General features: G+C 61.5%; 22 protein-coding genes. 13 read left to right on the top strand and 9 right to left on the bottom strand.

Going from position 1 to position 22,520, the window contains the following annotated elements; genetic code table 11:
* Positions 1 to 7 precede the first annotated feature (7 nt).
* The 11 genes from glgC to BSY240_RS19455 all read left to right on the top strand — a co-directional run bounded on the left by glgC (position 8) and on the right by BSY240_RS19455 (position 10,862).
* A complete protein-coding gene (gene glgC, locus BSY240_RS19505) occupies positions 8 to 1,267 on the top strand; it encodes a glucose-1-phosphate adenylyltransferase (protein ID WP_054148203.1) in 1,260 nt (419 codons plus the stop codon).
* 8 nt (positions 1,268 to 1,275) lie between these two features.
* The gene (gene glgA / locus BSY240_RS19500; RefSeq protein ID WP_069043428.1) at positions 1,276 to 2,715 is read left to right on the top strand and encodes a glycogen synthase GlgA; all 1,440 of its coding nucleotides are present in this window, start codon (positions 1,276 to 1,278) and stop codon (positions 2,713 to 2,715) included.
* 3 nt (positions 2,716 to 2,718) lie between these two features.
* Entirely contained in the window at positions 2,719 to 4,347 is a 1,629-nt protein-coding gene (locus BSY240_RS19495) for an alpha-D-glucose phosphate-specific phosphoglucomutase (protein ID WP_069043427.1), read from the top strand.
* 117 nt (positions 4,348 to 4,464) lie between these two features.
* Positions 4,465 to 4,824, top strand: coding sequence for an ArsR/SmtB family transcription factor (locus BSY240_RS19490; RefSeq protein WP_069043426.1), 360 nt, complete (start codon positions 4,465 to 4,467; stop codon positions 4,822 to 4,824).
* A gap of 10 nt (positions 4,825 to 4,834) precedes the next feature.
* Positions 4,835 to 5,344: an arsenate reductase ArsC gene (locus tag BSY240_RS19485; RefSeq protein WP_069043425.1), complete on the top strand. Its 510-nt coding sequence runs from the start codon at positions 4,835 to 4,837 to the stop codon at positions 5,342 to 5,344.
* A gap of 5 nt (positions 5,345 to 5,349) precedes the next feature.
* Complete coding sequence (locus BSY240_RS19480) at positions 5,350 to 6,051, top strand: aquaporin (protein ID WP_069043424.1); 702 nt, start codon at positions 5,350 to 5,352, stop codon at positions 6,049 to 6,051.
* A complete protein-coding gene (gene arsC, locus BSY240_RS19475; RefSeq protein WP_069043423.1) occupies positions 6,048 to 6,473 on the top strand; it encodes an arsenate reductase (glutaredoxin) in 426 nt (141 codons plus the stop codon). Before BSY240_RS19480 ends, arsC begins: the two co-directional genes overlap by 4 nt.
* The gene (gene arsH, locus BSY240_RS19470; RefSeq protein ID WP_069043422.1) at positions 6,448 to 7,176 is read left to right on the top strand and encodes an arsenical resistance protein ArsH; all 729 of its coding nucleotides are present in this window, start codon (positions 6,448 to 6,450) and stop codon (positions 7,174 to 7,176) included. Before arsC ends, arsH begins: the two co-directional genes overlap by 26 nt.
* 80 nt (positions 7,177 to 7,256) lie before the next feature.
* Entirely contained in the window at positions 7,257 to 9,215 is a 1,959-nt protein-coding gene (gene glgX, locus BSY240_RS19465; RefSeq protein WP_069043421.1) for a glycogen debranching protein GlgX, read from the top strand.
* 88 nt (positions 9,216 to 9,303) lie between these two features.
* Positions 9,304 to 9,792: a MaoC family dehydratase gene (locus tag BSY240_RS19460; RefSeq protein ID WP_054148508.1), complete on the top strand. Its 489-nt coding sequence runs from the start codon at positions 9,304 to 9,306 to the stop codon at positions 9,790 to 9,792.
* A gap of 20 nt (positions 9,793 to 9,812) precedes the next feature.
* Positions 9,813 to 10,862, top strand: coding sequence for a DUF2332 domain-containing protein (locus BSY240_RS19455; RefSeq protein ID WP_069043420.1), 1,050 nt, complete (start codon positions 9,813 to 9,815; stop codon positions 10,860 to 10,862).
* Between the two features lie 105 nt (positions 10,863 to 10,967).
* Here BSY240_RS19455 and BSY240_RS19450 read toward each other — a convergent pair whose 3' ends face one another.
* The 6 genes from BSY240_RS19450 to BSY240_RS19425 all read right to left on the bottom strand — a co-directional run bounded on the left by BSY240_RS19450 (position 10,968) and on the right by BSY240_RS19425 (position 16,889).
* Positions 10,968 to 11,315, bottom strand: coding sequence for a type II toxin-antitoxin system PemK/MazF family toxin (locus BSY240_RS19450; RefSeq protein ID WP_069043419.1), 348 nt, complete (start codon positions 11,313 to 11,315; stop codon positions 10,968 to 10,970).
* Positions 11,312 to 11,551, bottom strand: a complete 240-nt coding sequence (locus BSY240_RS19445) for an antitoxin MazE family protein (protein ID WP_069044060.1) — start codon at positions 11,549 to 11,551, stop codon at positions 11,312 to 11,314. The genes BSY240_RS19450 and BSY240_RS19445 overlap by 4 nt, the downstream gene beginning before the upstream one ends.
* A 209-nt stretch (positions 11,552 to 11,760) precedes the next feature.
* Positions 11,761 to 12,315 carry a sarcosine oxidase subunit gamma gene (locus tag BSY240_RS19440; RefSeq protein ID WP_069043418.1) on the bottom strand — a complete coding sequence of 185 codons (555 nt, stop codon included), beginning with the start codon at positions 12,313 to 12,315 and terminating at the stop codon, positions 11,761 to 11,763.
* Positions 12,308 to 15,301: a sarcosine oxidase subunit alpha gene (locus BSY240_RS19435; RefSeq protein ID WP_069043417.1), complete on the bottom strand. Its 2,994-nt coding sequence runs from the start codon at positions 15,299 to 15,301 to the stop codon at positions 12,308 to 12,310. Before BSY240_RS19435 ends, BSY240_RS19440 begins: the two co-directional genes overlap by 8 nt.
* Complete coding sequence (locus BSY240_RS19430; RefSeq protein WP_069043416.1) at positions 15,298 to 15,618, bottom strand: sarcosine oxidase subunit delta; 321 nt, start codon at positions 15,616 to 15,618, stop codon at positions 15,298 to 15,300. The genes BSY240_RS19435 and BSY240_RS19430 overlap by 4 nt, the downstream gene beginning before the upstream one ends.
* A gap of 17 nt (positions 15,619 to 15,635) precedes the next feature.
* Entirely contained in the window at positions 15,636 to 16,889 is a 1,254-nt protein-coding gene (locus tag BSY240_RS19425; protein ID WP_069043415.1) for a sarcosine oxidase subunit beta family protein, read from the bottom strand.
* Between the two features lie 304 nt (positions 16,890 to 17,193).
* Between BSY240_RS19425 and rpsU the strand changes: the two genes are divergently transcribed.
* Together rpsU and BSY240_RS19415 are read left to right on the top strand one after the other, a co-directional pair.
* The gene (rpsU, locus tag BSY240_RS19420; RefSeq protein ID WP_054148188.1) at positions 17,194 to 17,421 is read left to right on the top strand and encodes a 30S ribosomal protein S21; all 228 of its coding nucleotides are present in this window, start codon (positions 17,194 to 17,196) and stop codon (positions 17,419 to 17,421) included.
* Positions 17,422 to 17,559: 138 nt separating this feature from the next.
* Positions 17,560 to 18,426 (top strand): tetratricopeptide repeat protein, encoded by an 867-nt coding sequence (locus tag BSY240_RS19415; protein WP_054148507.1) that lies wholly within the window; start codon positions 17,560 to 17,562, stop codon positions 18,424 to 18,426.
* A 141-nt stretch (positions 18,427 to 18,567) separates the two neighbouring features.
* On the opposite strand, the gene BSY240_RS19410 is transcribed toward BSY240_RS19415, so the two are convergent.
* The 3 genes from BSY240_RS19410 to BSY240_RS19400 all read right to left on the bottom strand — a co-directional run bounded on the left by BSY240_RS19410 (position 18,568) and on the right by BSY240_RS19400 (position 22,166).
* Complete coding sequence (locus tag BSY240_RS19410; RefSeq protein ID WP_054148187.1) at positions 18,568 to 18,792, bottom strand: aa3-type cytochrome c oxidase subunit IV; 225 nt, start codon at positions 18,790 to 18,792, stop codon at positions 18,568 to 18,570.
* 132 nt (positions 18,793 to 18,924) lie between these two features.
* Positions 18,925 to 19,674 carry an N-acyl amino acid synthase FeeM domain-containing protein gene (locus BSY240_RS19405; RefSeq protein WP_069043414.1) on the bottom strand — a complete coding sequence of 250 codons (750 nt, stop codon included), beginning with the start codon at positions 19,672 to 19,674 and terminating at the stop codon, positions 18,925 to 18,927.
* A gap of 182 nt (positions 19,675 to 19,856) precedes the next feature.
* Positions 19,857 to 22,166, bottom strand: coding sequence for a putative bifunctional diguanylate cyclase/phosphodiesterase (locus BSY240_RS19400; protein ID WP_069043413.1), 2,310 nt, complete (start codon positions 22,164 to 22,166; stop codon positions 19,857 to 19,859).
* Positions 22,167 to 22,520 lie beyond the last annotated feature (354 nt).

Genomic DNA, 22,520 nt, shown 5'->3' with positions numbered 1-22,520 from the left:
GAAATACATGACCGAGAAAACGGCAAGAAGCTTGTCGCGCGATGCTATGGCCTATGTACTGGCCGGCGGGCGCGGCAGCCGCCTGAAGGAATTGACGGATCGGCGCGCCAAGCCGGCCGTCTATTTCGGCGGCAAGGCCCGCATCATTGACTTTGCCCTCTCCAACGCTCTGAACTCCGGTATCCGCCGTATCGGCGTGGCCACCCAGTACAAGGCCCATTCACTGATCCGCCATCTGCAGCTCGGGTGGAACTTCTTCCGCCCCGAGCGCAATGAGAGCTTCGACATTCTGCCGGCCTCGCAGCGCGTCTCCGAAACGCAATGGTACGAGGGCACCGCCGACGCCGTTTACCAGAACGCCGATATCATTGAATCCTACGCCCCCGAATACATGGTCATCTTGGCCGGCGACCATATCTACAAGATGGACTACGAGCTGATGCTGCAGCAGCACGTCACCTCGGGCGCCGACGTCACCATCGGCTGCCTGGAAGTGCCGCGCATGGAAGCAACCGGCTTCGGCGTCATGCATGTCGATGCCACCGACAGGATCATCGACTTCGTCGAAAAGCCGGCCGACCCGCCGGGCATTCCCGGCAACGAAGACCATGCCCTCGCCTCGATGGGCATCTATGTCTTCCACACCAAGTTCCTGATGGAACTCCTGCGCCGCGATGCGGCCGACCCGGATTCGAGCCGTGACTTCGGCAAGGACATCATCCCCTACGTGGTCAAGAGCGGCAAAGCGGTGGCCCACCGCTTTGCCCAGTCCTGCGTCCGCTCCGATTTCGAACGCACGCCCTACTGGCGCGACGTCGGCACGATCGACGCCTACTGGCAGGCCAACATCGACCTGACCGACATCGTTCCGGAACTCGATCTCTACGACAAGACCTGGCCGATCTGGACCTATTCCGAGATCACCCCGCCGGCGAAATTCGTCCATGACGACGAGGGTCGTCGCGGCTCGGCGATCTCCTCGCTGGTCTCAGGCGACTGCATCATCTCCGGTTCGGCGCTCTACAAGAGCCTGCTGTTTACCGGCGTGCGCGCCAATTCCTATTCCCGACTCGAAGGCGCAGTCGTCCTGCCCAAGGTGCAGATCGGCCGTCATGCGCGTCTCACAAATGTCGTGATAGACCATGGCGTGGTGATCCCGGAGGGGCTGATCGTCGGTGAGGATCCGGAAATGGATGCCAAGCGCTTCCGTCGCAGCGAAAACGGGATCTGCCTCATCACGCAGTCGATGATCGACAAACTAGGTTAGCCGCATCCATGAAGGTCCTTTCGGTCGCCTCCGAACTCTATCCGCTGATCAAGACCGGAGGCCTCGCCGACGTTGCGGGCGCGCTTCCCATCGCGCTCGCCACCCATGGCGTCGAGACGAAGACGCTGATCCCCGGCTATCCGGCCGTTATGAAAGCGGTGAAGAAGGCCAAGAAGGTCCACGAGTTCGAGGATATTCTCGATGAACGGGCGACACTTCTCGAGGTAAAACACGAGGGCCTCGAACTTTTGATCATCGACTGCCCGCCACTCTACGAGCGGTCGGGTGGTCCCTATCTCGATACGCAGGGACGGGACTACCCCGACAACTGGAAGCGCTTCGCCGTCCTCTCCAAGGTGGGCGCCGAGATCGCGGCGGGCGTGCTGCCCAGCTTCAAACCGGACCTCGTCCATGTACATGACTGGCAGGGTGCTCTGGTTCCCGTCTACATGCGTTACGCCGAGGCGCCGGAAGTGCCGAGCCTCATCACCATCCACAACATCGCCTTCCAGGGGCAGTTCGGCGCCACACTCTTCCCCTATCTTGGTCTGCCTGGACATGCATGGCACGAGGCGCTCGAATATTACGGCACGATCAGCTATCTGAAGAGCGGTCTTCTGACCGCCCATGCGCTGTCCACGGTCAGCCCTTCCTATGCCGAGGAAATCCTGACACCCGAATTCGGCATGGGTCTTGATGGCGTCATCGCCAGCCGCGCCGCTGACCTCTACGGCATCGTCAACGGCATCGATGCCGACGTCTGGAACCCGGCCAGCGATCCACTGCTCACCAGCCACTATTCCGGATCAGCACTGAAGAAGCGCGCCGGCAACCGTGCGGCCATGGTCGAACGCTTTGCATTTGATGGCGACGATGGCCCGATCTTTTGCGTCATCTCGCGCCTCACCTGGCAGAAGGGACTCGACCTGCTGCCCGACGTCATCGACGAAATCGTCAATGCCGGCGGCAGGCTGGCGATCCTTGGTTCCGGGGAAAGCGGCATCGAGGCCGCACTTCAGAACGCCGCCGCCCATCATCGCGGCCGTGTCAGCATGATACTTGGATATGATGAAGCGCTGTCGCATATCATGCAGGCCGGTTCCGACATCATCCTCGTGCCCTCGCGCTTCGAGCCCTGCGGGCTGACACAGCTCTACGCCCTGCGCTACGGCTGTGTTCCGCTTGTTGCCCGCACCGGCGGCCTCGCCGATACCATCATCGACGCCAATGAAGCGGCCTTGGCTGCTGGTGTTGCAACCGGCGTGCAGTTTGCGCCGGTGACAGTCGATGCCCTCCGCCGCGCCATCCGCCGCACGCTTCGCCTCTACAGTGACCAGCGTCTCTGGTCGCAAATGCAGAAGCAAGGCATGAAATCCGACGTCTCCTGGAACAGGAGCGGCACGACCTATGCCGACCTTTATCAACGCCTCGTCTCGAAAGGCCAGTAATCGATGATCTCGACCGTCTCCACGAAACCCTATGCGGACCAGAAGCCCGGCACATCGGGACTGCGCAAGAAGGTTCCGGTGTTCCAGCAGGAGAACTATGCGGAGAACTTCATCCAGGCGATCTTCGACAGCCTGGAAGGCTTCGAAGGCCAGACGCTGGTGATCGGCGGCGACGGCCGCTATTACAACCGCGAAGTCATCCAGGTGGCGCTGAAAATGGCCGCCGCCAATGGCTTCGGCAAGGTCATGGTCGGCCAGGGCGGCATTCTCTCGACGCCAGCTGCCTCGCATGTCATCCGCAAATACCATGCCTTTGGCGGCATCGTGCTCTCGGCCAGCCACAATCCCGGCGGCCCGACCGAAGACTTCGGCATCAAGTACAATATCGGCAATGGCGGCCCGGCACCGGAGAAGATCACCGACGCGATCTTTGCCCGCACCCGCAACATTGACAGTTACAAGATCGCCGACGTCGCCGACATCGACCTCGACACGGTGGGAAGTTTCGATCTGGCTGGCATGACCGTCGAGGTGATCGATCCGGTCACCGACTATGCCGACCTCATGGAAACCCTCTTCGACTTCCCGGCGATCCGCGCGTTGATCTCTGGCGGCTTCCGCGTGGTGATCGACAGTATGAGCGCCGTCACCGGCCCCTATGCCGTCGAGATCCTAGAAAAGCGCCTCGGCGCGCCTTCAGGCTCCGTGCGGAACGAAATCCCGCTGCCCGACTTCGGCCACCACCACCCGGACCCGAACCTCGTCCATGCGAAGGAGCTCTATGACGATGTCATGAGCGCCGATGGTCCGGACTTCGGTGCGGCATCGGACGGCGACGGCGACCGCAACATGGTGGTCGGTAAGGGCATGTTCGTCACGCCCTCCGACAGCCTCGCGATGATCGCCGCAAATGCCACCTGCGCGCCCGGCTACAGACAAGGCATCGCAGGCATCGCCCGCTCCATGCCGACAAGTGCCGCCGCCGACCGCGTCGCCGAAAAACTTGGCATCGGCATGTATGAGACCCCGACAGGCTGGAAATTCTTCGGCAATCTGATGGATGCCGGCAAGGTTACCGTCTGCGGCGAAGAAAGCTTCGGCACCGGCTCTGACCATGTGCGCGAGAAGGACGGCCTATGGGCGGTGCTCTTTTGGCTGAACATCGTCGCTGCCCGCAAGCAGAGCGTCAAGCAGATCGTGGAAAGCCACTGGGCCGAATACGGCCGCAACTACTATTCCCGCCACGACTATGAAGGCGTCGACACCGACAATGCCAACGCCCTTGTCGCAGCGCTCCGCGCCAAGCTCGACAGCCTGCCCGGCACCAAGATCAACGGCCTGACAGTCAGCGCCGCCGACGACTTCGCCTATCACGACCCGATCGACCACTCCGTCTCGAAGAACCAGGGCATCCGCATCCTCTTTGACGGCGGCAGCCGCATCGTCTTTCGCCTGTCCGGCACCGGCACCTCGGGCGCGACGCTTCGCCTCTATGTCGAGCGCTACGAGCCCGACGCCAGCCGCCACGGCATCGAGACGCAAGGAGCCTTGGCCGACCTGATCGCGGCAGCCGAGGAAGTGGCCGAGATCAAGCGTTACACGGGCATGAACGAGCCGACGGTTATTACCTGATCCCCTAGAGACCTTCGCTCACGCATTAGAACCCCGGCGCCTTCGGCTCCGGGGTTTTTGTTTGTGACGGACCACAGCGGCGATTGACTCCCACATCATATCCACTATTCTGGATATATGGATGAAAAATCGACGATCGCGGCGCTTGCCGCCCTGGCACAGCCGACGCGCCTGCAGACCTTTCGCCTGCTGGTGGCGCATGAGCCAGACGGCGTGCCCGCAGGTGAACTCGCCCGACTGATCGGCGTGCCGCAGAACACCATGTCGGCGCATCTCGCGACGCTCGCCCAGGCCGGCCTTGTCACGGGCGAGCGCCAGAGCCGATCGATCATCTACCGCGCCGATCTCGACCGCTTCCGCGCGGTTGCCCTTTACCTACTCAAGGATTGCTGCGGCGGCAATGCCAGCCTCTGCCAGCCGCTAATCGACGATCTCGCCTGCTGTTCACCCACCCTCGAAGTCACCCGCCCCAACTGAGAGACCGGCCATGTCCGACAAGATCTACAACGTGCTCTTCCTCTGCACCGGCAATTCAGCCCGCTCGGTCATCGCGGAAGCGATCCTCAACAGGCTCGGCCAGGGCAAGTTCAAGGCCTATTCCGCCGGCTCCCAGCCGAAGGGTGAAGTTCACCCCTACACGCTGCAGCTCCTCAAGGGCATGAACTACGACACGAGCTTCGCCCGTTCGAAGAACTGGGACGAGTTCGCAGTCCCCGGCGCCCCTGAACTCGATTTCGTCTTCACCGTCTGCGACAACGCGGCCGCCGAAGCCTGCCCCGTCTGGCCCGGCCAACCGATGACCGCCCATTGGGGCGTGCCGGATCCGGCCGCTGCCGAAGGCACGGACAGCGAAAAGCATTTCGCCTTCGCCGAGGCCTATCGCATGCTCAATCACCGCATCTCGATCTTCGTCAGCCTGCCGATGGCGAGCCTCGATAAGCTGTCCCTGCAGAAGCGGCTGAACGAGATCGGCAGCAGCACACAGACGGCCGGCTGAAGACCATGGCCGATCTTTCCCGCCGCCTCGCAGCCGAGGCGCTTGGCACCGCCATGCTGGTCGCAACCGTCGTCGGCTCCGGCATCATGGCCGACCGGCTTTCCGATGACGTTGCCGTCTCCCTGCTCGGCAACACGATCCCGACCGGCGCGATCCTCTTCGTGCTGATCACGATCCTGGGGCCGATATCCGGTGCCCATTTCAACCCGGTCGTGACTATGGTCTTCGCTCTTCGCAAGGAGTTGGAGGCCTCCGCCATCCTGCCCTACATGCTCGCGCAGATCCTCGGCGGCATCGCCGGCACGCTCATCGCCCACGTGATGTTCGACCTGCCCGTCTTCCAGATCTCCGAAACGGTGCGGACTGGATCGGCGCAATGGAGCGCAGAAGCGGTGGCAACTTTCGGCCTGCTCCTCACCATCCTCGGCGGGTTGCGCTTCAAGACGGACGCCATCCCGATGCTGGTCGGCCTCTACATCACGGCCGCCTACTGGTTCACCGCCTCGACGTCCTTCGCCAATCCGGCGGTGGCCATCGCCCGCAGCCTGACCAATACTTTCGCCGGGATCCGCCCGATCGACCTCACCGGTTTCATTTTCGCACAGATTGCCGGCGCCCTGATCGCTGCCGCTATCGCCGCCTGGCTTTTCGCCGAGAGCCGCAATCAAATCCCACCGATCATACCCGAAGGAACGGAACGTCCATGACCGTCACCATCTATCACAACCCGGCCTGCGGCACCTCGCGCAACACGCTGGATCTTATCCGCCATGCCGGCATCGAGCCAGCTGTCATCGAATACCTGAAGACCCCGCCGAGCAAGGAGCAGCTCGCGAAGATGATCGCCGATTCCGGCCTTTCGGTCCGCGAGGCGATCCGCGAAAAGGGCACGCCCTATGAGGAACTCGGCCTTGCCGACCCTGCCCTATCGGACGACCAGCTTCTCGACGCCATGATCGCGACCCCGATCCTGATCAACCGCCCGCTCGTCGTCACCGACATGGGCACGCGCTTATGCCGCCCGTCGGAAGTCGTGCTCGACATTCTGCCATCAGACGCCTTCACCTCTGGCTTCGTCAAGGAAGATGGTGAGGCCGTGCTCGATGCGGAGGGCAAGCGCATTGTCTGATGCAAAGATTGACCTGCCGGCCGCCGATCTCGAACACCTGCGCATGCCGGATCTGGAGGCGCTGCGCCGCCCCTTCTCGACCCACAAGCCGCGTATTCTGATCCTCTACGGCTCGCTGCGTCAGGTCTCCTTCAGCCGCCTACTGGCGATGGAAGCCAAGCGGCTGCTCGAACATTTCGGCGCCGAGGTGAGGGTTTTCGATCCCTCCGGCCTGCCTTTGCCGGACGACGCACCCGTCAGCCATCCAAAGGTGCAGGAACTGCGCGACCTCTCCGAATGGTCGGAAGGCCAGGTCTGGGTGAGCCCCGAGCGTCACGGCACGCTGACCGGCATCATGAAGGCGCAGATCGACTGGATTCCCCTGTCCGTCGGCGCCGTCCGCCCGACCCAGGGCAAGACGCTCGCCGTCATGCAGGTCTCCGGCGGCTCGCAGTCGTTCAATGCGGTCAACGCCATGCGCCTGCTCGGCCGCTGGATGCGGATGATCACAATCCCCAACCAGTCTTCGGTTGCGAAGGCATATCAGGAATTCGACGGCGAAGGCCGTATGAAGCCCTCCTCCTATTACGAGCGCGTCATCGATGTCTGCGAGGAACTGATAAAGTTCACGCTTCTGACCCGTGACATCTCGGACTACCTCACCGATCGCTACAGCGAACGCAAGGAAGAGGCCGTGAAAGCAGTGAACCTCAAGGCCATGTAAGCGCAACCGCTCTGGCCGAAGATCGCTCGCCTGCTATTGTTCCATCAGGCGAGCGAATCAACCGGACCACGAGGCACCAAATGACCAAGCCGATGCTCGGAGCCATCATCGGCAAGACGGGTGCCGATATCCGCCTCTGGTCGCATCATGCCGAACGCGTGGAGCTCTGCCTCTTCGATATCAGGGGCGAGACCGAACTGGCCCGCCTCTCGATGGTGCGTGGCGAAAGCGATGTGCATCATGTCTTCGTCGAGGGTTTGAAGGAAGGCGCCCGCTACGGCTTCCGCATCCACGGCCCCTATGACCCCGAGCAAGGGCACTGGTACGATCCATCCAAGCTGTTGATCGATCCCCACGCCACCGAGCTGGACCGGCCCTTCGTTTACGACGCACGCCTCGGTCAGTTCGGCGTCGACACCGCCGGCCTGATGCCGAAAGCCATCCTGAAGGCGCACAAGCCGCTGAAGCCCATGATGCCGCTCGGCGAGCGCACCGGCTTCATCTACGAGGTCAACGTCAAGGCAATGACCATGCTGCATACGGACGTACCCGAAGCTCAACGCGGCACGCTATCGGCCCTCGCCCATCCCGCCGTCCTCGCGCATCTGCGCCGCATCGGCGTCGATATGGTCGAGCTGATGCCGATCACCGCCTGGATCGATGAGAGGCATCTGCCACCTCTCGGCCTCACCAACAGCTGGGGCTACAACCCCGTCGCCATGATGGCGCTCGATCCCCGTCTCGTACCCGGTGGTGTCAAGGAACTCCGCGACACGGTCGCCGCCCTGCATGCCGAGGGCATTGGCGTCATCCTCGACCTTGTCTTCAACCACACCGGTGAAAGCGACGTGCATGGCACGACGCTCTCGCTGCGCGGCATCGACAACCGGTCTCTCTTCCGCCATGTGGCCGATGATCCGGGCACGCTGGTCAACGACACCGGCTGCGGCAACACGCTGGCCTGCGACCATCCCTTCGTGCGACAGCTGATCGTCGATACGCTCCGCCACTTCGTTCTCTCGGCCGGTATCGACGGCTTCCGCTTCGACCTCGCCCCGATCATGGGCCGCCATTGGGACGGTTTTCATCACGACGCGCCAACGCTTCGAGCCATCCTCGAAGACGAAGTGCTGGAAGATCGCATCCTGATCGCCGAACCCTGGGATATCGGGCTCGGCGGCTATCAACTCGGCCGCTTCCCGCCCGCCTTTCTCGAATGGAACGACCGCGCCCGCGACACCTTCCGCCGCCACTGGCGGGGCGATACTGGTACGACCGGGGATCTCGCAACGGCGCTTGCCGGCTCGTCTGATCTCTTCGCCCATGACGGCCACGGCCAGACCCGCAGCGTCAACTTCATCGCAGCCCATGACGGCTTCTCGCTCTACGACCTCGTTTCCTACGCGCACAAACACAACGAGGCGAATGGCGAGGAAAACCGCGACGGGCACAACGAGAACCATTCATGGAACAATGGCGTCGAGGGCGAAACCTCAGACAAGGCGATCCTGAAAAAGCGCCGCCAGGATGTCGAAGCCCTGCTCTCGACGCTCTTCGCCAGCCGGGGCGCCGTGATGCTGACGGCAGGCGACGAGTTCGGCCGCAGCCAAGGCGGCAACAACAATGCCTATTGCCAGGACAATGCGCTCACCTGGCTCGCCTGGTCTGAGGTGGACGGGGAGTTGATCGAAACGACAGCCCGCCTCGCCGCCATGCGCCAGCGCTTCTCCTGCTTCATGGATACGAGTGTCCTGACCGGCGAAGATGACGTCGCTTGGCTGAACACTGACGGTCTGCCCATGACGGTCTCCGACTGGGAAACACCCGATCTCGGCGCCTTCGCCATGGTTCTTGCCTCCATCGATCGGGAAACGGCCAAGGACTGCCATGTTGCCGTGCTCTTCAATCGCTCATCTGAGCCAAGGGACTTCGCGCTCCCATCACACGACAAGCGCAAATGGCGCCGCCTCGAGACGGGCCGCAGTGCCGCCAAGCTGACGGTGAAGGCCCGCAGTGTCGATTTCTGGATCGAAACTTGAGTTTTTCCCCAGCAGTGACTTTAGCCTCTTCCTCATGACATCAAGCGGCTGTAGCCTGCGGGAATTATTGAAGGATCAGGTTCTTTTCATGCCGCAAGAGATTTCGCTCAAGGACGTGCCGGGCCTCGTTGGAACCGTGGTCGGCGTATCCGACTGGATCACCGTCGACCAGCCGATGATCGACGCCTTTGCCGGCGCCACCATGGACCACCAGTTCATCCACACCGACCCGGTGCGCGCCGCCGCCGAAACGCCCTTCGGCGGCACCATAGCGCACGGCTTCCTGACGCTCTCGCTCTTGTCAGCGATGAACTACAACTGCCTGCCGAAGATCCTCGAACAGACCATGGGCATCAATTATGGCTTCGAGAAAGTCCGCTTTATGTCGCCCGTCCGGACGGGCAAGCGCATTCGCGGCTCCTTCAAGCTCGCCGAAGCCCGCTTTCGCGGCGCGGGCATGCTGATGAACACCTATGAGGTGACCGTCGAGATCGAGGACGAACGCAAGGCAGCCCTGACAGCCGACTGGATCACCATTTCCCAGTTCGACCCCAAGGACCGTCCGGAAGGCGTCTGAAACGAGAGGCGGATGCGGCCATGACCGACGAGCGCAGCCAAGCGATCCGCCAGAGTTTCCTTCGGCAAGCCAAGGCCTGTCACGATCTTGGCTCACCCTTCACCGCCCGCCTCTGCACGCTGGCGGCAGAACGGCTGACGGAAGAGACGAGGGTCGGCGCCATGATCCTCGGCTGGCCCGGCAATCCCGACGGCACCGGCGATGCGCTTGCCCTGCGGCTCGCCGGCACGCTGCATGCGCTTGTTCGATCTGGCCAGGACCCTGCATTGTCAGCCGTCTACCCGCCCCATAACGCCGACAACGACACCCTCTGGGCCGCCGTCGAGGCTGCGTTGCGCCAGGACGAAGCCTTCATGCTGGAGCGCCTGAAATCCGCCCCGCAGACCAACGAGGTGCGCCGCTCCTCCGCCCTGCTCCCCGGCTTCCTGACCATTGCGGCGCTAACCGGCAAGCCGCTGATCCTCTCGGAAGTCGGCGCCAGCGCCGGCCTCAACCTGCAATGGGATCGCTACAGCTACCAACTGGGAGACTTCCGCTGGGGCCAGGCCTCCGCCGTCGAACTCGCCCCACACTGGGAAGGCCCGCCGCCGCCAGACGCCGCAATCGAGATCACCGAACGCGCCGGCTGCGACCTGAACCCGCTCGACCCATCTTCAGAAGACGACCGCCTGCGGCTCTTTTCCTATATCTGGGCCGACCAGCAGGACCGCCTCGACCGCACGGCAGCAACCCTTGAAATGGCGACCGAAAGCGGCCTGAAGGTCGAAAAGGCTGATGCGATCGACTGGCTGCGCAAGCGTCTGGCAACGACGCGCCCAGGATTGGCCCATGTGATCTACCACACCATCGCCTGGCAATATCTGCCACCCGCGCTGAAGGCCGAGGGTGAAGACCTGATCGCCGACGCCGGCAGCCGCGCGACGGATGCCGCACCGCTGGCCCGCCTGCAACTGGAAGCCGACGGCAAGCCGGAAGGGGCAGCAATCCTGCTCACGCTTTGGCCGACAGGCGAAACCCGCGAGATCGGCCGGGCGGATTTTCACGGGCGCTGGGTGAAATGGGTGGGATAGGAGGGTTCAACCGCCTGAGTTGAACAGAGCCGCGTAGTTTCGGCGTCAGTACAAGATGAATGTGAACGCCGGCAGTTCTCGTCGGTCACGCGGGCCGTTCGCCAGCTAGGCGCTCACTCTTGGCGAACCTGCGAGACCGAGAAAGACAAGAACAGCCTGGTTGAGCCGCAGGATATCGGCGTCATCCAACCGTCCGACCTTTGTTCCGATCTTGGACTTCGGAACTGTCGTGATCTTGTCCACCATTAGGCGGCAAGGCGAATGCAACCCGTTTCGTTCATTCGGTGTCACCGGCAGGCGAAATAGCGGTGCGTCTGTTTCATCTGTGGTGAAGGCACAGATGGTGATGGAATCCGTGGCGTCAAACGCCTCGTCCTGCACCACGACTACGGGGCGAGGTTTTCCCGCATAATCCTTGCCGCCAGAGACCGTCCATATGTCGCCGCGTCTCACGCGCCTTCACCATCTTCGAAGTCGATGTCGGAGGCAGCATCGATGAATGCCTGATCGCTCAGTGCATCCGCGCTCGTTGCAACGGCAAGTGACTGACGGTGCGCTTCGGCCTTGAACGTCGGAGAACGTACATCCGGCACCCAAATCTGGATCGGGCGCAAACCTTGCGACCGCAGGCGCGCGCGATGTTCGCTCACCTTCAGGCGGGATGGCTTGGGTTTGGCGATAGAGGACATGACAGGCTCCATCTGCTTTGCATCATTGTTTTCACAACCTTGATCGGGTTACATGTAACCTATCATGAGCCGACAGAGATTGCGAGCCTTTGCGATTGAGAGTGCGGAGGTGAGAGGAGGCTTTTGCAACCCTGACTAGGCAAGGTGTCGTGTGTCGCAAAAAGGCCGGGTCACCCCGGCCTCCTCAAACTCCTTCAGACAACCGCCCCTCAGAGCGAGGCATCCTCCGCGCCTTCACTCAGCATGCCGAACGCATATTCCGCAAACGACCGCCAGCATTCGACGCGAAACGTCTCTTCCTCGACGCGGTAGAGGATGATCTCGATCTTGCCGAACACCGTGCGCGTCACGGCCCCCACAGGGAACGCGGCGAGCGAGAGGTCGAGCGGGCAGGCAGCGTTAAGCGTGTCGGCGGCAGCCGGACCCGAGACGATAATCGCGGTGTTGCGGTGGGAGATGTCGGTGGCCGAATGAACCACGCCGGAGGCGGCGCAGTCGGCCATCAGCTCTGCACCCTTCTCGTCGATCAGGAACCATTCGTCCGGACCGATCCAGAAGGCCGTGCGGCCCTTGACCGAGGCGGACGTTTTGGGCTTTGTCGGCAGCTTCAGGCCGAGCGACTTCGAAAGCCCGGCAACGGCGTCCGCACCAGCGCGCAGCGAGACGCGGGTGGCGGGAAGTGCCGGTGTGAGACGCACCTTGGCGCTGCCGCCGTGGAAGCCGGCAAGAACGGTCTTGCGGTCTGCAACAGACATATCAGCCATGGATGCGGCCTCCTTCCTTGTCAACGAACACCATGTCGGTAACCTCAACCGCAATGGTCTTGTCCTTCATCGGCACATAAAGCGTCTCGCCCATGCGGGCGCGGCCACCGGCCACCATGGCGATCGCAATCGAGCGACCGAGATTTTCCGACCAGTAGGACGAGGTGACGTGGCCAAGCATGGTCATCGGCTTCGGCTGGTTCGGATTGGCGACGATCTGGGCGCCCTCTTCCAGAACTTCGTTCGGATCCTTGGTGAAGATGCCGACGAGCTGCTTGCGGCCTTCCTTGACCAGATCCGGACGCTTCATGCCGCGAATACCGACAAAGTCGGTCTTCTTCTTCGACACCGCCCAGGAGAGGCCGGCATCATCAGCCGTCAGCGTACCGTCGGTGTCCTGACCGACGATGATATAGCCCTTTTCGGCGCGCAGCACGTGCATGGTCTCGGTGCCATAGAGGCAAGCGCCGAGCGATTGGGCACGCTCCCAGGTCTTCTGGAAGACGTCAGCGCCGAAATCGGCGGGAACATTGACTTCGAAACCGAGCTCGCCGGTGAACGACACGCGGAACAGGCGCGTCGGCACGCCGCAGAACTTGCCTTCGGCCACGCTCATATGCGGGAAGGCCTCGTTCGAGATGTCGATGCCCTCGACGAAAGGCGCGATGATGTCACGGGCCTTCGGACCCTGGACGGCGATGACAGCCCATTGTTCGGTGGTCGAGGTGAGCCAGACCTTCAGATGCGGGAATTCCGTCTGCAGATAGTCTTCCATGTGGTGCATGACACGCGGCGCACCGCCCGTCGTGGTGGTCACGTGGAAGCGGTCCTCGGAGAGACGCCCGACGACGCCGTCGTCATAGATGAAGCCGTCTTCGCGCGTCATGATGCCGTAGCGCGCCTTGCCGGGCTTCAGCGTGTCCCAGGCATTGGTATACATTAGGTTCAGGAACTCGGCAGCATCGGGACCGACAACCTCGATCTTGCCGAGCGTCGAGGCGTTGAACACGCCGGCTGCGTCACGCACCGTCTTGCATTCGCGGTTGACGGCGGCATGCATGTCTTCGCCCGCCTTCGGGTAATACCAGGCGCGCTTCCAGTTGCCGACATCTTCATAGACGGCACCCTGTGAGACTTCATAGGCATGCATCGGCGTCTTGCGCACGGGATCAAACAGCGCATCACGCGAATGGTTGATCAGCGTGCCGAACGTGACGGGCGTATAGGGCGCGCGGAAGGTGGTGAGACCGACCTGCGGGATCTCCTTGCCGAGCACTTCGGCGGCAATCGCCAGACCATGCATGTTGGAGAGCTTGCCCTGGTCAGAGGCCATGCCGTTGGTCGTGAAGCGCTTGATATGCTCGATCGAATGCATGCCCTCGCGCACGGCGAGGCGGATGTCCTTGGCGCAGACATCATGCTGGAAGTCGACGAAAGCCTTGACGTTGTCCTCGCGGCCAGCGCCTTCGGCAGCGCCGATCATGCCGCCGGTCCAGGCGTGTGCATTGGCACCGGAAAGCGAGATGGAAGGCGTTTCAGTCGCGCCGGCGGCCTTGGCCGAGGAGAGACCAGCAGTCGTTGCCTCGTCGAGCAAGGCCTGCAGGTCGTCAGTGCCGTTGCAGCCGCCGACGGAGACGCAATCCTGCACATAGACGTCGGGTAAGAAGCGGTCATTGGCCGCGTCGTATTTCAGCTTGCCGCGCGACTGCGAGAACATATGCACGGACGGCGTCCAGCCGGCCGACATCAGGAGCGCATCGACCTCGATCTTGCGGGTGGCGCCACCGCCATTGCGGCGCACGGTGATCGAGCGGACGCGCAGACGGCCAGCCGTGTCGACAACACCATGGCCGGTCAGCACTTCAATGCCGAGCGCACGCGCCTGGGCGAGAACACCCTCGCCCGGGTTTTCGCGCGCATCGACGATGACGGGCACGGAAACACCAGCCTTCTTCAGATCGATCGCCGCTTCATAGGCCGAGTCATGCGCCGTGTAGACGGCGACCTTGGCACCGACGGCGACGCCGAAATGGTTGAGATAGGTGCGGCCTGCAGAGGCCAGCATGATGCCGGGGCGGTCATTGTTGGCAAACACCATATGGCGCTCGATCGCGCCGCTGGCGATAACAACGCGCTTGGCACGCACCTGCCACAGCCGTTCGCGCGGCTGGTTCTTGTCCGGCTTGGCGACATGATCGGTGACTCGTTCAACCAGCGCCACGTAATTGTGGTTGTGATAGCCGAAGGCGGTCGTGCGCGAGAGCACGGTGACGTTCGACATCCCCTTGAGCTTGGCAACGGTCGCCTGCGCCCAGTCCCAGCCGCTCTGGCCATCGACGGTGGCGCCCGTGTCGAAGTGGAAGGCACCGCCCATTTCCGGCTGTTCGTCAACGATCATGACGCGCACGCCCGTCTGGGCAGCAGCCAGTGCAGAGGCGAGACCGGCGGCACCACCGCCAATCACCAGCACGTCGCAGTGGGCATAGCGGTTGGCGTAATGGTCCGGATCGGCTTCCTTCGGCGCATGGCCGAGACCGGCCGCACGACGGATGAAGGGCTCGTAGATCTGGTGCCACGCAGCCTTCGGCCACATGAAGGTCTTGTAGTAGAAGCCGGCGGCGAAGAAGGGCGACAGCAGATTGTTGACCTCGCCGATGTCGAGCGACAGCGACGGCCAGCGGTTCTGCGTCTCGATCTTCATGCCGTCGAAGACTTCCTGCACGGTCGCCCGCACATTCGGCTGGCGGCGGGCAGCATCACGCGAGACGTCGAGCAGTGCGTTCGGCTCTTCCGGACCTGCGGTCAGGATGCCGCGCGGACGGTGATACTTGAACGAGCGACCGGCCAGATGCATGCCGTTGGCGATCATCGCAGACGCGACGGTGTCGCCTTCGTAAGCGGTCAGCGTGCGGCCATCGATGGTGAAGCGGGCGGTCAGCGCCGGCGTCAGGCGGCCCTTGCCGGGAATACGGTTGGCAGCACTCATGCCTTTTCTCCCTTCGATGCAGACGGGGCAACCAGTGTTGCGGGATCGGGCATGGGTTCACCGGCCTTGTAGGTCAGCAGGATTTTGTCAGAGATCGTGTCTCGGGCAGCATTGAAGAAGCGTCCGCAGCCATGGATATGGCGCCAGCGCTCGAAGATGATGCCCTTCGGGTTGTCGCGCAGGAAGAAGTAGTCGGCGAATTCCTCGTCCGTAATCGAGGCAATGTCGGCAGGACGCGCGATATGCGCTTCACCGGCGGCGCGAAACTCGAGCTCTGCACGCTCTTCTTCGCAATAGGGGCATTTGATGACCAGCATGTTGGACGATCCCTAATTCAGTGCGCCACGGCAGCAGCGGCTGCCTCGTCGATGAGGCGGCCGGTGCGGAACCGGTCGAGCGTCAGGCCCTGGGCCAGCCGATGCGGCTCGCCCTTGGCAATGAGATGAGCAAAGAGGTTGGCCGAGCCCGGCGTCGCCTTGAAGCCGCCCGTGCCCCAGCCGGCATTGACGAAGAGGTTCGGAACCGGCGTGACGCTCTGGATCGGCGAACGGTCGGCGGTGTTGTCGGTGATCCCGCCCCACTGGCGCATCATCTTCACACGACGGAACATCGGGAAAAGCTCGCAGATGGCATCCAGCGTGTGCGTGATGATCTGCATGCCGCCGGTCTGGCTGTAGGAGTTGTACTGGTCGGTGCCCGCACCGATCACCAGCTCGCCCTTGTCCGACTGCGAGATATAGGCGTGCACGGTGTTCGACATGACCACGCAGGGGAAGATCGGCTTCAGCGGCTCGGACACGAGCGCCTGCAGCGGCGTGGAGTGAACAGGAAGGCGCACGCCCGCCATGCCCATGACCACGGAGGAATGGCCGGCAGCGGAAACGCCGACCTTCTTCGCGCCGATGAAACCGCGCGTCGTCTCGACACCGGTCACTTCACCATTCGGGCCGCGACGGAGCCCCGTCACTTCGGTATTCTGAATGATATGCACGCCGCGATCGGATGCCGCACGCGCATAACCCCAGGCAACCGCATCATGACGCGCCGTGCCGCCGCGGCGCTGAAGCGCAGCCCCATTGATCGGGTAACGGGCGGTCTTCGAGATATCGAGCGGCGGGCAGAAGGCCTTGGCCTGCTCCGGCGTCAGCCACTCATTGTCAATGCCATAGAGATTGTTCGCATTCACATGGCGCTTGAACGACTGCTGATCATGCACATTATGCGACAGCATCATCACGCCGCGCGGCGAATACATGACATTGTAATTGAGGTCCTGCGACAGGCCCTCCCAGAGCTTCAGCGAATGCTCGTAGATGTCCATGCTCTCTTCATAGAGATAGTTGGACCGGATGATCGTCGTGTTACGGCCGGTATTGCCACCGCCGAGCCAGCCCTTCTCGATCACGGCGACATTGGTGATGCCGTGTTCCTTGGCGAGATAATAGGCCGCACCAAGACCATGGCCGCCGGCGCCGATGATGATCACGTCATAGGACTGCCGCGGCTCGGGAGAGACCCACTGAGCCTCCCATCCCTTGTGGGCACGCATGGCCTCACGGACAACGGCAAAGACCGAATATTTGCGCATTCGCCTTAAACTCCTGTGGTTCAGGCATGTGGGTAGGATGATACAGGTCGCAGATCAACCCACGACATGACGTCCGTTTTGCGACGCATTATCATCCGTCTTTCGACACCCCAGAAGAAGTGCAGTGTAGGGCGCAAAATTATTGGCGGGAAGCCTTGCGCCATATGGACTTCACCAGGGTCTTCTGGTATCTCGCAACCCAATCGCCGGACTCAGTGGCCGCGCGAACCATTACGCTGTTTCCGAAGATGCGACCTCCATCGACGGAAGGACCAACACTTAAAACCAAAGGAACGGGATAAACGTGCAGGTACTAGTCCGCGACAACAACGTTGACCAGGCGCTCCGCGCTCTCAAGAAGAAAATGCAGCGCGAAGGCATTTTCCGTGAAATGAAGATGCGCGACTTCTTCGAAAAGCCGTCCGAGAAGCGTGCGCGCGAAAAGGCCGAGGCCGTTCGCCGCGTCCGTAAGCTCGCCCGCAAGAAGATGCAGCGCGAAGGCCTTCTGCCGGCCCCTGCTCGCGCGCGCTGATCAGCCTAGATTTAGACGTTTTCCTATGAAATGAGGGCGGGGGCGAGACGAATCGCCGCCGCCCTTTTGATATGAAACACGAACTTGTGCTGTCCGACGCCTACGAGGGGTTCTGGCGGCCGCCGGATGATGCGCCTCATGACGAAAACCTCCGTGCTCCTCTCCGCCTCCCAGGCTTCGCGCTTGCCGCGACTGGCCACTGCGGCAGCTCTGCTCGCCACTCTGACCCTGGCAAGCTGCGCCACCACGACGGAAACCACGGATGTTATTCGTCTTGACCGGGCCCAGGGCTCCGAGGAAAACATCGCCTCTCTGACATCAGTCATCCAGTCCAACCCGCGTGATCCGGAAGGCTACAACGTGCGCGGCTCGGCCTATGGTCGCGCAGGCCAGTTCCGCCAGGCGCTCGACGATTTCAACACCGCCCTGCAGCTCAACCCGCAGTTCTTCCAGGCCTATGCCAACCGCGCGCTGGTCTACCGCAACATGGGCAAGCCGGTCGAAGCCGCCGCCGACTACAACCAGGCGCTCAAGATCAACCCGAATTACGACGTCGCCTATATCGGCCGCGGCAACATCTATCGTCAGGCCGGCCGCATCGACGAGGCCTTCGGCGACTTCAACCGCGCCATCCAGCTCGATACGACCGATGGTCGTGCCTTCCACAATCGTGGCCTGATATACCAGGTGCGCGGCGACCATGCGAAGGCGATCGATGACTTCTCGAAGGCGATCTCGCTTTCGCCGCGGGCGCCTGAGCCCTACAATGGCCGTGGCGTATCCTATGTCGCGCTGAACGATGACGACAACGCATTCGCCGACTTCAACCTCGCGATCGAGCTGAACAACAACATCGCCGAGAGCTGGGCCAACCAGGCGCTGATCTATGAGCGTCGCGGCGACAAGGCCCGTGCAGCCAAGTCCTACAGCCATGCGCTGCGCCTCGATCCCAAATACGAGCCCGCCAAGCAGGGCCTGGCGCGCACGCGCGGCACGACAAGCTGAGGCCAGAACCATCTGCAAGACATCGAAACGGCGGGGTGATCCGCCGTTTTTTTTATGGCCATGGATTGATGCGGACGATGGGCAAAGAAAAAGGCGATCCGTTGCCGGACCGCCTCTCGTCAATCAATGCTCTATCGCCGATCAGCGCATCATGAAGACGCCGGCAACCGACAGCACGATCCAGATGAAGAACCCGCCGAGCAGGCCAGCACCGCCGAAGAAGCCGGCAGCCATGGCGATCATCAGCGCAACCAGGATGACGGTGCCATACTTGGTGCCAGCGATGAAGACGTCATAGGTCTTCTCGTGCTCCTTGTAGTCCATAGAAGCACCGGTTTCGACCGGACCGGAATGATGTTCGCTCATGTTCGATCTCCCAAATCTTAAGCCTAGCGGCACCACGGCGGAATCACATCTGACGAAACCATGGGCAGAAATGTATCTTTTTCCCGCATACACAAACGGCAGGCGGAGCGCAATCGGATCCGACGTTTGTGGTCAATAATCCCGACCAGCGACAGCGCCCGTGACCTTTCCCGCCGCCACGAGTCGCGCCGAAGGCAGGACCGTCAGCGGCGTGGTCGACAGCGCCCCCTCCCCACGTCCGAACATCAGGCGGCGCTCGTGCACCCCGGAATCGAAGAACGGATAGCGCTTGAGCAGTTTCGCGCCCGTCGTGTGGGTATTGGTGGCCATGAGTGTGAGCTCAAGACCATAGATCTCGGTCATCCGCCGCTCGACGACAGTTTCCGCATAGAAGACGCGCTTGTAGAAGGCAGTATGATGCGGCCGAACGTGTTGCAGCACGCGGTCCGCCCTGAAATAGGCGGCAGCGACAATGCTCGTCCGAAGAGTGATGTAGGGGAGAATGGGCAACTCGCTTGCCACATCTGGATCGACAGCGAAACGCGCGGGGTCGATCAAGGTCAGTCCCTCATCCAGATAAGCCTCCATCACGTCGGGAAAGACGCCTGCCGACTGTGATAGGGGATGTCTTGGGGTCACGTGGTGAAGCCGTATCGTGCTGACAAGCTCTTCGAAATAATAGATCCCGAAAACATAGGCGTGCCTGTCGAAATCAGCGTCATCAATCATGCTTGGCGCCGCGACCGGCAGCACGTTCGCTGCCTTGTAAGCCTTGTAACGCAGTTGCTCGATATCTTCGAAATCTTCTTGAGTCTCGATCCGGCGATACTCGATGAAATCGAGGTAGCGCATCAATCGTTCCGAAAAGCCTTCCAGTTCCATACTGATACCCCGCCGGCTGCAACCGATGGCATGGGGTATCACCTATCGGTCCACCTCGCCCCCCTGAAAATTAATAAGATATTAAAATGCGATAGGTTAAGGTTAACCGTCGCATCCGCAACCATCTCTGCGACACGCGGTAAATCTGACTGGAAATGGAAACAGGCAGCAGAACAGGTGCGTCAAGCCACGCCGGCTTGGGCAGCGATCCCGTGGACTTCTGCCTCCTCCGCGAGAGCGGCGATGGCGTGAGCGGCGATCGGCATCGAGAAGACGTAGCCCTGAATGAGATCGGCGCAGTTGTGCTTCTTGATCAGCGACAGCTGCTCCCGCGTTTCAACGCCTTCGACCACGATCCCGATGTCAAGACCGCGCGTCAGGCTGACGATCCCCCGCAGAAGCTTCAATCGGCGGGCGTCCTGCCCGATGTTGCGAACGAAGGAGCGATCGATCTTCACCACGTCGACGGGCAGGGTATCCAGGTAGCTGAGGCTCGAGAAGCCGGTGCCGAAATCGTCGATGGAAATCGTGATCCCGAGCCCGCGTAGCCTGTCCAGAACGGCGCGGGCGGGAGTGAGTTCTTCGATCAGGCTGCTTTCCGTGACCTCAAGATGCAGCAGCTTGGCCGACAGCCCAGTCTCCGAGAGTATCCGTTCGATCATGGCGGCGAGATCGCCCTGCCTGAGATCGTGGACAGAAAGATTAGCCGAAACACCGATCGCTTCCGGCCAAGTCTGGCAATCAAAACAGGCTCGGCGCAGCACCTGCTCCGTGATCTCTGTGACAATGCCCATCTCTTCTGCGATCTGGATGAAGATGTTCGGCGCAATCGGCCCCTTTTCCGGGTGATGCCATCGGGCAAGCGCCTCGCAACAGACGAGACCGCGACCATCCGGAGTGAACATGGGCTGGTAGACGACGGTGATGGCCTGCTGGTCAACGGCCGCTCTGAGATCCGCCTTCAGCCGCTGCCGCTCCAGATAACGCGCGCCCATTTCCTTGACGAAAAGCGTAAAGCTGCCCCGGCTGCGTGCCTTCGATTCGAACAGCGCGATATCCAGCTTGACCAGCCAGTCATCCATGTCGAATGCAGCACTCTCGGCAAGCACGGCCCCGGCGGAGAAAACGACCGGGACACGCATCCCCTCGACATCATAATCGGCGCTGGCGGCGAGATGCAGGTTACGCATCACGTCTACGAGGTCGTCCTGGTCCTCGACATTCGGAAAGAAGCAGATGAAGTGATCGCCCACCTGACGGCCGACAACAGCCTTGCCTGCGGCAAACTCCGTCAGGCGAGACGCGATGGACACCAGCAATTTGTCGCCGGTCAGATGCCCCTTGAGATCGTTCACATGCTTGAAATCGGCAACATCAAGGATCATCAGGCCGACAGTCGTCCCGAACTCGCCGGAGCGCTCCAGACGCTCGCGGACGAGGTCGATGAAGTATCCCCGATGCGGCAGCCCCGTCAGACTATCGTAACGTGCCATGTGCAGGATCTTGCGATCGGCATGCACACGAGCCGTCACATCCTCGAAGATCAACACGACCCCGCCCTCGTCGCGCCGCTTGGCTGAGAACTCCAGCACCAGATCTTCAGAGAAATGCATGAGTGCGCGGCTGGAGAGCCCTTGCACGAGCTGGGCGAGCTGTTTCTGCAGAAGGCTCGACATGGATCCGTCCAGAAACGTATGGCGGACGCCGTAGCGCAGAACGACGTCGAGATCGCAGCCGACGAGGCGGCGACGGTCCCCCAGGTTGAGCAATTCGCAGGCCTTCCGATTGACCACCTCGATCCGATTGTTCGGATCAAGCATCAACAGACCATGTGTCATGTTGCTGAGAGCCGTGTCGAAGCGATCGGCAATTTTTGCCATTTCGCGAGAAGCCAGAACATTTTCATAGAGGAAGTCGCGCACACCATTGGCCATCGACCGCACGGTGAGGCCAAACGGCACGAGCATCAGCGACAACAATGCCTTGAAGAGATCCTGTGCAAGAAGGCTGCCGATGATCATGGGCACGCAGCACGCCAAAGTCTGCAGATCGACAGCAAGCCTTGAACCATAGTTGCGGCCGACGACGGACACCATCGAGGCCATGGTCACGGCTATGCAGGCAAGTTCCGCGAATGTGTCTTCGAAGGCGAGCATCGCGTAACCGCTGCCGACACCCAGGATTGCAGCAGTCGAGGCGCCCCCGATGACATAGCGGCGTTCCCAGGCCGCGATCTGCTGGCGAGTGAGCTTCGACTTGTCTTCCCGATCGAAGACAAAGAAGGAGTTCAGCCGGAACGAGAAGACGGCGACGAAGCAGGCGCACAGGAAGAGGTAGAAGGACGCTCCCGTCTGCACATAGACCGTGACGAATGTCAGGATGTGGACAACCATGCCGGTAAACAGCGTGAAGCGGTTGTCGAACAGAGAGCTCACGAACGACAGATACACATCCGTGGGCACATTTTTCTCATGCCCCCTCTCGGTATTCATGATCTGCCCTCCCGGCAAGGTTGGACGCGAAACCTCAGTTTTCAAATGATGTCTCTTCCAATCCTTGTGCCTGCTTTGCGGCAAAAAGCATGTCCTAAAACGTCACAGCAACACGCAAAACGAAGCAACTCCTAAACTGCACTGCTTCTAGGTGACACGCAAACCACTAAGCGAGAACCTCTTAAGGGCGGCCTATCGAAACTATTAAAATGCAAGCAAACACAATCGATGCGCGCAGACGGAAACCAGCGCCAGCTTCGGCTGCAGCTGCCGCCAGTTCAACTTTCGTTGCCCCTGGGGGCGGATCGGTGCAGTCCAGTTGCACGTGGTTTGCCATTGCTCTAAGCACGAAGC

It is taken from the genome of Agrobacterium sp. RAC06 (assembly GCF_001713475.1).
GTDB lineage: Bacteria > Pseudomonadota > Alphaproteobacteria > Rhizobiales > Rhizobiaceae > Allorhizobium.
This window is presented reverse-complemented; position numbering and strand designations above follow the sequence as displayed.

Bases quoted from the DNA above. Each gene is read 5' to 3' on its own strand.
- glgC (WP_054148203.1), top strand. From the start codon at position 8: ATGACCGAGAAAACGGCAAGAAGCTTGTCGCGCGATGCTATGGCCTAT.
- glgA (WP_069043428.1), top strand. From the start codon at position 1,276: ATGAAGGTCCTTTCGGTCGCCTCCGAACTCTATCCGCTGATCAAGACC.
- BSY240_RS19495 (WP_069043427.1), top strand. From the start codon at position 2,719: ATGATCTCGACCGTCTCCACGAAACCCTATGCGGACCAGAAGCCCGGC.
- BSY240_RS19490 (WP_069043426.1), top strand. From the start codon at position 4,465: ATGGATGAAAAATCGACGATCGCGGCGCTTGCCGCCCTGGCACAGCCG.
- BSY240_RS19485 (WP_069043425.1), top strand. From the start codon at position 4,835: ATGTCCGACAAGATCTACAACGTGCTCTTCCTCTGCACCGGCAATTCA.
- BSY240_RS19480 (WP_069043424.1), top strand. From the start codon at position 5,350: ATGGCCGATCTTTCCCGCCGCCTCGCAGCCGAGGCGCTTGGCACCGCC.
- arsC (WP_069043423.1), top strand. From the start codon at position 6,048: ATGACCGTCACCATCTATCACAACCCGGCCTGCGGCACCTCGCGCAAC.
- arsH (WP_069043422.1), top strand. From the start codon at position 6,448: ATGCGGAGGGCAAGCGCATTGTCTGATGCAAAGATTGACCTGCCGGCC.
- glgX (WP_069043421.1), top strand. From the start codon at position 7,257: ATGACCAAGCCGATGCTCGGAGCCATCATCGGCAAGACGGGTGCCGAT.
- BSY240_RS19460 (WP_054148508.1), top strand. From the start codon at position 9,304: ATGCCGCAAGAGATTTCGCTCAAGGACGTGCCGGGCCTCGTTGGAACC.
- BSY240_RS19455 (WP_069043420.1), top strand. From the start codon at position 9,813: ATGACCGACGAGCGCAGCCAAGCGATCCGCCAGAGTTTCCTTCGGCAA.
- BSY240_RS19445 (WP_069044060.1), bottom strand. From the start codon at position 11,551: ATGTCCTCTATCGCCAAACCCAAGCCATCCCGCCTGAAGGTGAGCGAA.
- BSY240_RS19440 (WP_069043418.1), bottom strand. From the start codon at position 12,315: ATGGCTGATATGTCTGTTGCAGACCGCAAGACCGTTCTTGCCGGCTTC.
- BSY240_RS19435 (WP_069043417.1), bottom strand. From the start codon at position 15,301: ATGAGTGCTGCCAACCGTATTCCCGGCAAGGGCCGCCTGACGCCGGCG.
- BSY240_RS19430 (WP_069043416.1), bottom strand. From the start codon at position 15,618: ATGCTGGTCATCAAATGCCCCTATTGCGAAGAAGAGCGTGCAGAGCTC.
- BSY240_RS19425 (WP_069043415.1), bottom strand. From the start codon at position 16,889: ATGCGCAAATATTCGGTCTTTGCCGTTGTCCGTGAGGCCATGCGTGCC.
- BSY240_RS19415 (WP_054148507.1), top strand. From the start codon at position 17,560: ATGACGAAAACCTCCGTGCTCCTCTCCGCCTCCCAGGCTTCGCGCTTG.
- BSY240_RS19410 (WP_054148187.1), bottom strand. From the start codon at position 18,792: ATGAGCGAACATCATTCCGGTCCGGTCGAAACCGGTGCTTCTATGGAC.
- BSY240_RS19405 (WP_069043414.1), bottom strand. From the start codon at position 19,674: ATGGAACTGGAAGGCTTTTCGGAACGATTGATGCGCTACCTCGATTTC.
- BSY240_RS19400 (WP_069043413.1), bottom strand. From the start codon at position 22,166: ATGAATACCGAGAGGGGGCATGAGAAAAATGTGCCCACGGATGTGTAT.